This window comes from Actinomadura sp. SCN-SB, from assembly GCF_043906805.1.
Taxonomy (GTDB): Bacteria; Actinomycetota; Actinomycetes; order Streptosporangiales; family Streptosporangiaceae; genus Spirillospora.
The window spans coordinates 32836-45561 of the sequence record NZ_JBIMPP010000046.1; the positions used below are offsets into that span (position 1 = coordinate 32836).

Below are 12726 nucleotides of genomic sequence, written 5' to 3' on the forward strand. Positions count from 1 at the left end.
CCCCGACCACGGCCGCCCCGGCCGCCGAACCGAGCAAGGAGCATTCACCCCATGGCCAAGCGGATCGAAGTGTCCGGGCTGCACGCCTACTACGGCGGCGTCCACGCCATCGAGGACATCTCGATGACGATCGAGCCGCGCTCGGTGACCGCGTTCATCGGGCCGTCGGGCTGCGGCAAGTCCACCTTCCTGCGGACCCTCAACCGGATGCACGAGGTGATCCCCGGCGCCCGGGTCGAGGGCAAGGTGATGCTGGACGACGAGGACCTGTACGCCCCCTCCGTGGATCCGGTCGCGGTGCGCCGCCTGGTGGGCATGGTGTTCCAGCGGCCCAACCCGTTCCCCACCATGTCGATCTACGACAACGTGGCGGCCGGGCTGAAGCTGAACGGCGTCCGCAGGAAGTCCCAGCTCGACGACATCGTGGAGGAGTCGCTCAAGGGCGCCAACCTCTGGAACGAGGTCAAGGACCGGCTGGGGAAGCCGGGCGCGGGCCTGTCCGGCGGGCAGCAGCAGCGGCTGTGCATCGCCCGCGCGATCGCGGTGCAGCCGCAGGTGCTGCTGATGGACGAGCCGTGCTCGGCCCTCGACCCGATCTCCACGCTGGCCATCGAGGATCTGATCGCCAAGCTGAAGAGCCGGTACACCATCGTGATCGTCACGCACAACATGCAGCAGGCGGCCCGGGTCAGCGACCGTACGGCGTTCTTCAACATCGCCGGGACCGGCAGGCCGGGCCGGCTGATCGAGATCGGCGAGACCAGCACCATCTTCACCAACCCGGAGGAGAAGGCGACCGAGGACTACATCACCGGCCGCTTCGGCTGAGCCGCGCGGCCCCTCCTCCCGGCTCATTCCGGGGCCTGGCGCGCCATCGGCGCGGCCGTGTCGGCGGAGGAGTTCGCGAGCCGGGCGGGCACCTCACGGGGCTCGGCCGACCGCATGACTGAGCGTCCAGGGCGGCGATCAGGCGTGTCAGGCGTTGACCGGGGTGGCCTCTTCCGGGTCGCCGGGACGGTGGTCGGGCACGAAGCGGTAGCCGACGTTGCGGACGGTGCCGATCAGCGACTCGTACTCGGCGCCCAGCTTGGCGCGCAGCCGCCGGACGTGGACGTCCACCGTCCTGGTGCCGCCGAAGTAGTCGTAGCCCCAGACCTCCTGGAGGAGCTGCGCCCGGGTGAAGACCCGGCCCGGGTGCTGCGCCAGGTACTTGAGCAGCTCGAATTCCTTGAAGGTCAGGTCGAGGACGCGGCCGCGGAGACGGGCCGTGTAGGTGGCCTCGTCGATGGTCAGCTCGCCGCTGCGGATCTCGCCCGGGACGTCGTCGGCCTCGGCGACCGCGGCGGCGCGTCCGACCGCGAGCCGCAGCCTGGCCTCCACCTCCGCGGGCCCCGCGGTCTGCAGCAGCACGTCGTCCAGGCCCCATTCGGGGCTGAGCGCGGCCAGGCCGCCCTCGGTGACGATGCCCAGCAGCGGGCAGTCGAGTCCGGTGGTGCGCAGCAGCCGGCACAGGCTCTTGGCCTGGACCAGGTCGCGGCGGCAGTCCACCAGCACCACGTCGGCCGGCGGCGCGTCGATCAGCGCGGACGCCTCTGCGGGCGCCACGCGGACCGAGTGCAGCAGAAGGCCCAGCGCCGGCAGGACCTCATCGGAAGGTTCCAAAGCGTTGGTCAGCAGGAGCAAGCTGCTCAAGTGCCGCCTCCTCGCCCAGAAAGACGTCAGGACCCAGGCGGTTCATCGTCGAGCCCCGGCACGGCCACGGCTCGCGAGGTGGTGCCATGCTGGACTTTCGATGAACTCCATGGCCCCATCGCCCGGATCCCTCTCCCTAGAGGATATCCCAGGCGCCTCATGGGGCAATGGGGCCAGGGGGCGGGTCGGCGCGATGAACGGGAGGGGAGGCCGAGACCATGGCCAAGGGGACGATCAGGTACTGGGCCGCCGCCAAGGCCGCGGCGGGCGTCGACGAGGAGCCCTTCGACGCGCCCACCCTTGAGGTCGCGCTGGCGCAGGCGGCCCGTAGATCCGGGCGGTCGGCGGATTTCGACCGGGTCGTGCGGCGCAGCTCGTTCCTGGTGGACGGGGCCCCGGTCGGCACCCGCCCGCACGGCGCGATCGAGCTGTCCGAGGGCGCCGTGATCGAGGTGCTGCCGCCGTTCGCGGGTGGCTGATCTCACACTTCCCGTTTCATGTCACTCCCTGGAGGGACACGGTGCCCGATTCGTCCCACTAATGTGTGGCCGACCGGAGCGCGTGGCCGACGGCGCCCGGCCACGAGTTCCTGAGGAGTGCAATGCGGAAAGTGCTGATCGTCCTCCTGATCATGGTGGTCGGGCTCGTGGTCGCCGTGGACCGGATCGGCGTGCGGATCGCCGAGAACGAGATCGCCAGGCAGGTCGCGGCGCAGTACGCGCTGCCGCAGCGGCCCGACGTGCGGATCCACGGCTTCCCGTTCCTCACCCAGGCGGTGGGCGGCGAGTACAAGCAGGTGGACGTGGCCATCGGCGACTGGAAGCAGGCGGGCATCACCGTCAGGGACGTCACGGTGCAGATGCGCCGGATCGGCGCGGCGCTGCCCGACATCGCCTCCGGCAACGTCAACAACGTCACCGTCCAGGCCGCCACGGCCTCCGCTCTGGTCCCGTACGACGTGCTGCGGCTGCGCGCCGCCGAACAGATCAAGAAGATCCAGCCCAAGGGCGACGATCTCCAGGTCGACCTGGGCGGCCGGCTGCTGGGCGTGCCGCTGTCCGGGACCGCGGTGTTGTCGGTCCGGGCCACCGCCAGGGGCATCGTGATCACGCCCGTGTCGGTCAGCCCGAGCGGCTCGGGCGTCCCGATCCCGCTCAGCCTGGTCCGCAGCCGCCTGACCTGGAACGTCCCCCTGACCAGCCTGCCGGTCGGGTCCCGCATCAGCGAGATCCGGCCCACCGGGGACGGCCTGCGCGTGACCGCCACCGCCAGCAACCTCAGCCTGAACAACCTCAGCGGCGACTGATGAGCCCGCGCCCCGGACGGGAAACCCGGTCCCAAGGGTTGTGAACCCCTCTGTGGGGTCGTACGTGTTGATTGTGTGGGTCCGACCGCGGATGAGGGGCTGCTACGCGCGCTCTATGACGAGCATGGGGGTCCTCTCCTCGGCTACGTCCTGCGCCTGACGGGCGGCGATCGGCCTCAGGCCGAGGATGTCGTCCAGGAGACGCTGCTGCGCGCCTGGCGGCACCCCGAGGCGCTCGCCGGGCGTCCGGTGCGTCCCTGGCTGTTCACGGTGGCGCGCAACCTGGTGGTGGACGCGCACCGGGCGCGGCGGGCCAGGCCGCCGGAGACGGGGATCGACGAGCAGGTGGTGATGACCGCGGCCGGGTCCGACGACATCGACCGGGCGCTGGAGTCGTGGACGGTCGCCGAGGCGCTGGCCGATCTCAGCCCGCAGCACCGCGCGGTGATCGTGGAGACCTACTACCGGGGCCGGTCCGTGGCCGAGGCCGCCAAGGTGCTCGGGATACCGCCCGGTACCGTCAAGTCCCGCTCGTACTACGCGTTGCGGGCGCTCAAACTCGTCCTGGAGGAACGGGGGTTGGCGCCGTGACCCACTGCGCGGAGCTGCGGACCTCCCTGGGCGTGTACGTCCTGGGCGCGATCGACCCGGCGGAACGCTCCCGGCTGGAGGCCCACCTGGAGTCGTGCCCGTCCTGCCGGGACGAGCTGGCCGGGCTCGCCGGCATGCCCGCCCTGCTCGGCCGGGTGAACGAGGCACAGCTCGCCCAGGTGGCGGGCCCTCCGCCGGAACTGCTCGACTCCCTGCTGGCCCGCGCCGCCGAACGGCGGCGCGGCCCGCGGGCGCGGCTCGCCGCCCTCGTCCGCCCCTCCGGCGGCGGAGGGCGGCTCTGGTGGGCGCCCGCCGCCCTGGCCGCCTGCGCCCTGCTGGTCATCGGCGGCCTGCTGGGCGGGTTCGTGACGGCCTGGAGGGACGGCGGCACGCCTCCCGCCGCCCGTTCCGTGCCCACCGCGCCGGCCGCCACCGCCGGAGGCGAACGGCTCAGCGCCACGGACGCGAGCAGCGGGGTCCGGGGCATCCTCGTGCTTTACAGGAAGAAGTGGGGCACGAAGGTCGAGCTGCATCTGGCGGGGGTGCCGCGCGGCGGCGACTGCCGCTGGTACGCGGTGTCCCGGGACGGGGAGCGCGACATGCTCGGTAGCTGGCATGTGGCCTACGACAAGGGCTTCGGCGTGTACGAGAGCTCCACCATGTTCCAGCGCGACCAGCTCGTCTCGATACGGATCGTCACGCTCGACGGACAGCCCATTCTCACCATTCCGGCGTGACGGAAGGGGAAGAGAACCGGCGCCGGCATGGTTTGATCCAGGCGTGGGTTCAGGTGTGGAAGGTGCGATTGTCGCGATCTTGGTGCTCGCCGCGGCGACGGTGTTCGGCCTCGTCCGGCGCGCCCGGGACGGCAGGCTGCGCCCACAGCGCCCGAGACGTCCACAACGTCCACGACGTTCGCAAGGCGGAGCCGAGGGGGTGACCGGCGGGATGGACGAGCGGCTCGGCGCCGCGGAGATCGGCTCGCGGCTCGGCGAGCGCGCCACCCTCGTGCAGTTCTCCACCGCGTTCTGCGCCCCCTGCCGCGCCACCCGGCGGGTGCTGGGCGAGGTCGCGGGCATGGTGGACGGGGTGGCGCACGTGGAGCTCGACGCCGAGTCCCATCTGGACCTGGTCCGCAGGCTGAACGTCGTCCGCACCCCGACCGTGCTGGTGCTGGACGCCGACGGGCGGATCGTCCGCCGCGCCTCCGGAGCCCCGCGCAAGGCCGACGTGATCGCCGCCCTCGGTGTGGCCACATCATGACCAGGGCAACGCTGACCTGCGAAAAGGTCCATGGATTCGTCTCGGGGAGCGAGACGGATGTGACAGGACCACGGGGCGCGGCTTACCATCGGACCGTGCGTTACCGGACAGAGCAGCTGCTCACGAAGCGACGCGCGGTCGACTTCTGCCGCGTGTCCACCTCGCTCTGTCGCTCGGCCTGAGGCGCCTCGCCGCCCGGCCGGGCCGCCGGGTCCGCCCTTCCCAGGGTGCACCGCCCCATGGCGCCGCCTCCAAGGCCCGCCCGAGCATGCCGACCCTCCAGCCGAACGCACAGACTCCCTCCGCCAGGAGACCCCGATGCAGGTTGATCCGCGTGGGCAGCGATGGGCCGCGACCCTGACCACCCTGGTCCTGATCGTCGTCCTGGTGACGGGAAGCTGGATCCTGCTGGCCGCGCAGGCCGTGGTGTTCGCCATCGCGACCGTCTTCGGCCTCAGGTACGCGCCGTACGGGCTGGTGTACCAGGCGCTGATCCGTCCCCGGCTCGGCCCGCCCGCCGAGCTGGAGGACGCGGCCCCGCCCCGGTTCGCGCAGGGGGTGGGGCTGGCGTTCGCGCTGGCCGGGACGCTCGGATACGCCCTGGAGGCCACCTGGCTGGGAATCGGCGCCACGGCGCTCGCGCTGGCGGCGGCGTTCCTGAACGCGGCGTTCGGGTTCTGCCTGGGCTGCGAGGTGTACCTCTTGCTCCGACGAGGCCGGTTCGGGGGGCGCGGGTCGTCCCCCCTCCGGCAACACTGATCCGCCGCATCACCGCAAAGATCCGCTCCGACAGGGAGGTTCCCGCATGAGCCGCTCAGACGTTCTGGTGGACGCCGAATGGGTCGAGGCCAACCTCGACGCCCCCGGCCTCGTCCTCGTCGAGGTCGACGAGGACGTGTCCGCCTATGACAAGGGCCACATCCGTGGCGCCGTGAAGATCGACTGGAAGAACGAGCTGCAGGACCCGGTCCGCCGCGACTTCGTCGACAAGGCGGGCTTCGAGCAGCTGCTGTCCGGCAAGGGCATCGCCAACGACGATCTGGTCATCCTGTACGGCGGCAACAACAACTGGTTCGCCGCCTACGCCTACTGGTACTTCAAGCTGTACGGGCACGAGAAGGTCAAGCTGCTGGACGGCGGCCGCAAGAAGTGGGAGCTGGACTCCCGCGAGCTGGTCACCGACGTGCCCGAGCGTCCCGCCACCCAGTACACGGCCAAGGAGCAGGACCTGGGCATCCGCGCCTTCCGTGACGAGGTCGTGGACGCGATCGGCAAGAAGAACCTGATCGACGTGCGCTCGCCCGACGAGTTCAGCGGCAAGCTGCTGGCCCCGGCGCACCTGCCGCAGGAGCAGGCGCAGCGGGCCGGTCACGTGCCCACCGCGCGCAGCATCCCCTGGTCCAAGGCGGCCAACGACGACGGCACGTTCAAGTCCGACGAGGAGCTGCGCGAACTGTACACCGAGGCCGGTGTGGACCTGAGCAAGCCGACCATCGCCTACTGCCGCATCGGCGAGCGTTCCTCGCACACCTGGTTCGCTCTGCACGAGCTGCTGGGCCTGGAGGACGTGAAGAACTACGACGGTTCCTGGACCGAGTACGGCTCGCTCGTCGGCGTTCCCGTCGAGCTCGGCGAGCCGAAGTAACCTTCCGCGGAGTACGGCCGCCGAGCACGGCGGAAAAGGAGGAGTCATGACCCAGGGCTGCGCAGCGCCCGCGCAGACGGCGCACCTGCCCGCGACCGTCGACCTGTCCAAGGAAGCCGTGATCCAGGGCACCGTGACGCGCGACGGCGTTCCGGTGTCCAGCGCCTACGCCCGTCTGCTCGACTCGACCGGCGAGTTCACCGCCGAGGTCGTCACCGGTGACGAGGGCGTGTTCCGTTTCTTCGCCGCCGACGGTGAGTGGACGGTGCGCGTGCTCGCCGCCGGCGGCGTCAGCGTCGACAGCACCGTCAGTGCCAAGACCGGCGAGGTCGCGGCCCTTGAGGTGGCGATCTGACGCGAAGCACGCTCTGATTCGGAGCCGGTTCGCACGGGCCCCGTCGTTCCGCGTTCGCGCGGACGGCGGGGCCCGTCGCGTCCGGGATGACTATGCTCGTCCCGGGATCGCTGCTGATCAGGGAGGGATGACCGGCTTGACCGAGTTCTCGAGTGCGGACCTGGACCGGCTGCTGGCCGAGGCGCGGGCGACGCTGGAGGAGATGCGCGCCGACCGTCCGGTGGTGGCGGGCGGTGACGGCGCGACGGCGGTGGGCGAGGCGACCACGGGGGACGCGGGAGGACGGGTCACGGCCACCGCCGAGCACGGGCGGCTGACGGCCGTGGCGTTCGACGAGAAGGTGCGCGACCTGCCGTCGGAGGAGCTGGCCGGACTGGTGGTCACCGCGGTGAACGCCGCGCTCGACGGGCTGCGCCCCGTCCCGTCCACCACGGACGGGGACGAGGCGTCCGGCTCGCCGGAGCAGGGCCTGAAGCAGATGGAGCAGCTCACCCAGGCGATCAACGACGCCCTCGGCAGGATCGGCTGAAGCGCTTCGCGGCGCGGGCTTAGAATTGCGATTCGCACCGCTATGACAACATGTGCTCCCGGCAGCAGGCGGTGGCTCTGATTCGCCCCAGGGGAGTGGTGGCATTGAGGCGTGCACGGTGGGCCGCTCTGGTGTCGGCTCTGGGGTTCGGGCTGGCGTGGGCTCCCCCGCTGGCGCCCATGGCGAACGCGGCGGCCCCCTGCCAGCAGCCCCGCGAGGCCGGGCAGCCGAGGCAGCAGCTCCCGCCCCAGCTCTGGCCGCAGGAGCAGCTCAACTTCACCGAGGCGTGGGAGCTGACGCGGGGCAAGGGCGTCAAGGTCGCGATCATCGACAGCGGTGTGGACGCGTCGCACCCCCAGTTGCGGGGCCGCGTCAAGCAGTACGACGTCACCAACACCGGCAACGAGGACTGCGTCGGCCACGGCACCGAGGTCGCGGGCATCATCGGCGCCGCCGACCTGCGCGCGCAGGGCATCCCGTTCCTCGGGGTCGCGCCCGCCGCCGAGCTGATCTCGATCAAGGCGGCGACCGGCGGCCAGCAGAACGACCCCAAGTGGGCGCCGCTGGCGATCCGCCGCGCCGTGAGCCTCGGCGCCAAGGTCATCAACATGTCGTCCCAGTCGCCCGACTACCCGGAGCTGCGCGCCGCGGTGCGGTTCGCCCTGGACCGGGACGTGGTGATCGTCGCGGCGGCCGGCAACATCAGGGACCAGAGCCAGACGCCGCGCAACGCCTACCCGGCCAGCTACGAGGGCGTCATCGCGGTCGGCGCGCTCAACAAGGACGGCTCGCTGGCGACCTTCTCCAACCAGACCACCCCGGTCACCGTGACGGCGCCCGGCCAGTCGGTCGTCAGCACCTGGCCGCAGGGCACGTACCACATGTCCGACGGCACCAGCCAGGCCGCCCCGTTCGTGGCGGGCACCGCGGCGCTGATCCGCTCGTACCACCCGAAGATGAATCGCGAGCAGGTCAAACGGCAGATCGAGCTGACCGCCGACGGCTCCCGGGGCGCCGGCACCGGCTCGGGCATCGTCAACCCGCTCCGCGCCGTCACCACGGTCGCCCGCGGCCAGGCCGCCGTGGCCGCCGTCCCGCACAAGGTCAGGATCGACCAGCCGCCGCCGGACGACCGCGCCGGCCGCGTCATCGCCCTCTCCATCGCCGGCGGCACCCTCGCCGCTGCCGCCGCCGTCGCCGCGGGCGCCGTGGTCATCCCCGCGGGCCGCCGCCGAGGCTGGCGCTCCGGCACCTGACCCCCCTGAGCCGGGCGCCGTCCGGCGGGATCATGCCTGCGGGGTCTCCTCGCGGAGGACGGTCTGGATCAGGCGGGTGCCGGTGCGGCGGTCGACGTGGTAGCCCCGGCCCACGGGCAGCTTCTCCGGCTTGACGTTGCCCAGCAGGACGCCCTCCTCCTTGCTGCCCGACATCACCAGGCCGGGCGAGGCCATCTCCTTGATGCGGGTGATGGCCGGGTCGAACATGCCGCGTCCCGCGCCGCCCATCGCGCGGGCCAGGATGATGTGCAGGCCGATGTCGCGGGACTGCGGCAGCAACTCGACCAGCGGACGCAGCGGGTTGTCGGACGTGGCGACCATCTCGTAGTCATCGATGATCAGGAACAGCTCGGCACCCGTCCACCAGGAGCGCGAACGCAACTGGTCGGGAGTGAGGTCGGCCGGGGGGAGGCGTTCCATCATCGCGCCGCGGATGTCGTTCACCAGGGACACCGCGGCGGGAGCGGACGCGGCGAACCCGATCTGGTGCTCGGTGGTGGCCACGTCCAGCAGCGAACGGCCGTAGTCGATGAAGATGATGCGTGCCTGATCGGGCGTGTACCGGTCGGTGATGCCGGTGGTGATGTGCCGCAGCAGGTTGGACTTGCCGCACTCGGTGTCGCCCAGCACGATGAAGTGCGGGTCGGAGTTGAAGTCCAGGAAGACGGGGGACAGCGAGTCCTCGTCGATGCCGATCGGGATGCGCAGGCCGGTCTCGGCGGGGGTGGGCATCTGCGCGGCGGGCAGCACGTCCGGCAGCATCCGCACCTGCGGCGCCCGCGGGCCCTGCCAGTTCTGCGCGATGGCCTGGCACATCTTCATGACGCCGTCGTTGAGCGACTCGTCGGCGCCGCCGCCGTCGATCCTGGGCAGCGCGGTCAGGAAGTGGAAGCCGTCACGGGACAGGCCGCGGCCGGGACGGTTCTCGGGGACGTTGCCGGCCAGCTTCCGGTCGATCTCCGACTCGTACGGGTCGCCGAGCCGCAGCTCCAGCTTGGTGCCGAGCAGGTCGCGGACGTTGGTGCGGAACTCGGTCCACTTGTTGGACGCGGCGACGATGTGGATGCCGTAGCCCAGCCCGCGCGCCGCGAGCTGCGTGATGGTGTCGGAGATGGCCTCGTAGTCCTGCCGGAGCGTCAGCCAGTTGTCCACGATCAGGAAGACGTCGCCGTAGCCGTCCCCCCGGTACTCGCCCGACGCACGCATCCGCCGGTACGTGGCGATGCCGTCGATGCCGCGCTCGGCGAACTCCCGCTCGCGCTGCTCCAGCAGCGAGCTGACCTCGGCGACGGTACGGCGGACGCGGTCGGCGTCCAGACGGGTCGCGATGCCGCCGACGTGCGGCAGGTCGGCCATCGCCGCCAGCGAGCCGCCACCGAAGTCGAGGCAGTAGAACTGCACCTCGGCCGGGGTGTGGGTGAGGGCCAGCGACGCCATCAGCGTACGGATCGCGGTGGACTTGCCGCTCTGTGGCCCGCCCGCGATGCCGATGTGGCCCGCGCCGCCCGACAGGTCCAGCCAGTATGGGTCGCGCCGCTGGTGGAACGGCTTGTCCACGATCCCGGCCATCGCGTACAGCTTGCCGCGCCCCTCCCACCCGGCGGTGGTCAGGCCGTGCTCCGGGGTCACCGACAGCTGCGGCAGCATCTGGTTCAGCGGCGGCGGGTCGTCCAGCGGCGGCAGCCAGATCTGGTGCGCGGCGGGACCGTGCCCGGCGAGCTGCCCCACGACCACGTCGAACAGCGACGCCTTGTTCTTGTTGTCCTCGGGCTCGGGCTGCTGCCGCGCGCCCGGCTCCTCGATCACCTGCGGGCGGATGTACCCGGACATGTACGGGACGACCTGCGCCGCGATCTGGCTGCCCGTGTTGCCGTTCTGCGCCTGGCCGGGCTGCTCGTCCACGGGCCCCGACACGTACGCGGCCTTGAACCGCACCATCGGCTCGGTCGCGAACTTCAGGTAGCCGTTGCCGGGCGCGGGCGGCAGCTCGTAGGCGTCCGGGACGCCCAGCACGACCCGCGACTCCATCGCCGAGAACGTCCGCAGGCCGATCCGGTACGACAGGTGGGTGTCGAGCCCGCGCAGCTTGCCCTCCTCCAGGCGCTGCGAGGCCAGCAGCAGGTGGACGCCCAGCGAACGGCCCAGCCGTCCGATCATCACGAACAGCTCGGCGAAGTCCGGCTTGGCCTGCAGCAGCTCGGAGAACTCGTCCAGGACCAGGAACAGCGTCGGCATCGGCGGCAGGTTCGCGCCGTCCAGCCGGGCCTTCTCGTAGTCGCGCAGCGAGGCGTAGTTGCCCATCTGCCGCAGGTACTCCTGGCGCCGCACCATCTCGCCGTGCAACGCGTCGTACATGCGGTCGACCAGGGGAAGCTCGTCCTCCAGGTTCGTGATGATGGCCGAGACGTGCTGGAGGCCGTCCATGCCCAGGAACGTCGCGCCGCCCTTGAAGTCGACCAGGACGAAGTTCAGGATCTCCGGCGAGTGCGTCATCGCCAGGCCCAGCACCAGCGTGCGCAGCAGCTCCGACTTACCGGAACCGGTGGCGCCGATGCACAGGCCGTGCGGACCCATGCCGCCCTGCGCCGACTCCTTGATGTCCAGCTCGATCGGACGGCCGTCGGCGTCCAGGCCGATGGGGACGCGGAACCGGTTGCGCTGCGCCCTCGGCCGCCACACCTGCTGCGGGTCGACCGCGTACGGGTTGTCCACGCCCAGCAGCGAGGTCAGCGTCATGTTGCCGGACAGGACGTCGTCCTCGACCTCGGTGTCGGTGGCGCTGCTCCGGAACGGCGCGAGCTGCCGGGCCAGCCCCTCGGACTGCGCGACGCTCGCCTTGTCGGGCTTGCCGATCGGGGTGGGGACGTCCTTGCCGGTGCGGTCCTTCTTCAGCATGTGGACGCGGTCGGGCGCGACGTTCAGCCGCAGCGTGCCGGCCTCGGTGGTGCTGCCCACGGTCTGGGACAGGTCGATCACGCACACGCCCTCGATGCCGTCGGCGGCGAGCTGCGAGTCGTAGGACGCCATGCCGCCGTCCACCACCACCACGTGCAGGGGCAGCTCGGAGGAGGGGCGGCCCGCCACGAACCGGGCGCGGTCCTTGACCTCCTGCCCGAGCATGACCTCCAGCTCCGACATGGTCGGCGCGATCAGCCTGACCTGCCCGGCGGCGTCGTACTCGGTGGGGTGCAGCGCGTGCGGCAGCCACTTCACCCAGTCCCAGTGGACGAGCTGCTCCTGCGAGGTGCACACGGAGATGCGCACGTCGTCAGGGGTGTGGAAGGTCGCGAGCTGCATCAGCATGGCCCGCACCATCGCCCGCGTCGCCTCGCCGTCCCCGGACAGGAAGATCCGCGAGAACGAGCGCAGGTTGATCGCCACCGGCAGCGCCGGGACGGTGGAGTGGGTGCGGATGAACCGGCGCAGCGCGCCCGCGCTCATCGGCTCCAGGTCCTCCACCGGTTTCGTCTCCGGCGCGATCAGCTGCACGCCCAGCTTCTGCGGGCCCGCGCCGACCCGCACCTGCCCGAAGTCGCCGTCCTCGGGGCGCCGCTCCCACATGCGCGCGCTCATCGCCAGCGACCACAGCCGCGACGGGTCGGGGTTGTACCACTCCAGCGCCTCGCGCTGCTGCGCGGCGGCCTTGCGCACCTTGGCCCGGACCTGGCCGAGGTAACGCAGGTAGTCGCGCCGGTCGGCGTTCAGCTTGGACTTGCGTTCCCCGCTGCGCTGCCCGACCTGCGAGAGCATCATGCCGAACATCGACAGCCCCATCATCCCGCCCGCGACCATCTGGATCGGGTTGGAATTGGGGTTGAGGAACATGAAGGCCATCGCGCCCGACCCCGCCGCCATCGGCAGGTAGGTCATCACGTTCCGGAACCCGTCGCTGACGACCTCGGGCAACTCAGGCGGGGACTCCAGCAGGATCTCACCCCGCGGCAACTCCGGTGGCTTGCGCCGTTCCTTGCGCCGGACCACGACGGTGCTCACTGGCTCAAGCTCCCCTCATCCCTGGGCATGCGCCCACCCAAGGCTGGACATCCTACGGACGCGAGCGACGGGGTG

General features: G+C 71.2%; 13 protein-coding genes. 11 read left to right on the plus strand and 2 right to left on the minus strand.

Annotated elements, in window-relative coordinates; all coding sequences use genetic code 11:
- The first annotated feature begins 51 nt into the window (after positions 1-51).
- The gene (gene pstB / locus ACGWYJ_RS26035) at positions 52-828 is read left to right on the plus strand and encodes a phosphate ABC transporter ATP-binding protein PstB (RefSeq protein WP_395108949.1); all 777 of its coding nucleotides are present in this window, start codon (positions 52-54) and stop codon (positions 826-828) included.
- Between the two features lie 147 nt (positions 829-975).
- On the opposite strand, the gene ACGWYJ_RS26040 is transcribed toward pstB, so the two are convergent.
- Entirely contained in the window at positions 976-1692 is a 717-nt protein-coding gene (locus tag ACGWYJ_RS26040) for a response regulator transcription factor (protein ID WP_285699085.1), read from the minus strand.
- A 218-nt stretch (positions 1693-1910) separates the two neighbouring features.
- Between ACGWYJ_RS26040 and ACGWYJ_RS26045 the strand changes: the two genes are divergently transcribed.
- From ACGWYJ_RS26045 to ACGWYJ_RS26090, 10 genes are all read left to right on the plus strand, one after another.
- A complete protein-coding gene (locus ACGWYJ_RS26045) occupies positions 1911-2171 on the plus strand; it encodes a MoaD/ThiS family protein (RefSeq protein ID WP_395108950.1) in 261 nt (86 codons plus the stop codon).
- 122 nt (positions 2172-2293) lie between these two features.
- The gene (locus ACGWYJ_RS26050; protein WP_395108951.1) at positions 2294-2998 is read left to right on the plus strand and encodes a DUF2993 domain-containing protein; all 705 of its coding nucleotides are present in this window, start codon (positions 2294-2296) and stop codon (positions 2996-2998) included.
- Between the two features lie 75 nt (positions 2999-3073).
- On the plus strand, positions 3074-3589 hold the full coding sequence (locus ACGWYJ_RS26055; RefSeq protein WP_395108952.1) for a sigma-70 family RNA polymerase sigma factor: 516 nt from the start codon (positions 3074-3076) through the stop codon (positions 3587-3589).
- The gene (locus ACGWYJ_RS26060) at positions 3586-4326 is read left to right on the plus strand and encodes an anti-sigma factor family protein (RefSeq protein ID WP_395108953.1); all 741 of its coding nucleotides are present in this window, start codon (positions 3586-3588) and stop codon (positions 4324-4326) included. Before ACGWYJ_RS26055 ends, ACGWYJ_RS26060 begins: the two co-directional genes overlap by 4 nt.
- Positions 4327-4537: 211 nt before the next feature.
- A complete protein-coding gene (locus ACGWYJ_RS26065) occupies positions 4538-4852 on the plus strand; it encodes a thioredoxin family protein (RefSeq protein ID WP_395108977.1) in 315 nt (104 codons plus the stop codon).
- Between the two features lie 318 nt (positions 4853-5170).
- Complete coding sequence (locus ACGWYJ_RS26070; protein WP_395108954.1) at positions 5171-5611, plus strand: DUF4395 domain-containing protein; 441 nt, start codon at positions 5171-5173, stop codon at positions 5609-5611.
- Positions 5612-5657: 46 nt separating this feature from the next.
- A complete protein-coding gene (locus ACGWYJ_RS26075; RefSeq protein ID WP_285699094.1) occupies positions 5658-6497 on the plus strand; it encodes a sulfurtransferase in 840 nt (279 codons plus the stop codon).
- A gap of 46 nt (positions 6498-6543) precedes the next feature.
- Positions 6544-6852 carry a DUF1416 domain-containing protein gene (locus ACGWYJ_RS26080; protein WP_395108955.1) on the plus strand — a complete coding sequence of 103 codons (309 nt, stop codon included), beginning with the start codon at positions 6544-6546 and terminating at the stop codon, positions 6850-6852.
- A 136-nt stretch (positions 6853-6988) separates the two neighbouring features.
- Positions 6989-7381: a hypothetical protein gene (locus tag ACGWYJ_RS26085; protein ID WP_395108956.1), complete on the plus strand. Its 393-nt coding sequence runs from the start codon at positions 6989-6991 to the stop codon at positions 7379-7381.
- A gap of 104 nt (positions 7382-7485) precedes the next feature.
- Complete coding sequence (locus ACGWYJ_RS26090; RefSeq protein WP_395108957.1) at positions 7486-8637, plus strand: S8 family serine peptidase; 1152 nt, start codon at positions 7486-7488, stop codon at positions 8635-8637.
- A 30-nt stretch (positions 8638-8667) separates the two neighbouring features.
- On the opposite strand, the gene eccCa is transcribed toward ACGWYJ_RS26090, so the two are convergent.
- Complete coding sequence (eccCa, locus tag ACGWYJ_RS26095; protein WP_395108958.1) at positions 8668-12651, minus strand: type VII secretion protein EccCa; 3984 nt, start codon at positions 12649-12651, stop codon at positions 8668-8670.
- Positions 12652-12726: the final 75 nt, after the last annotated feature.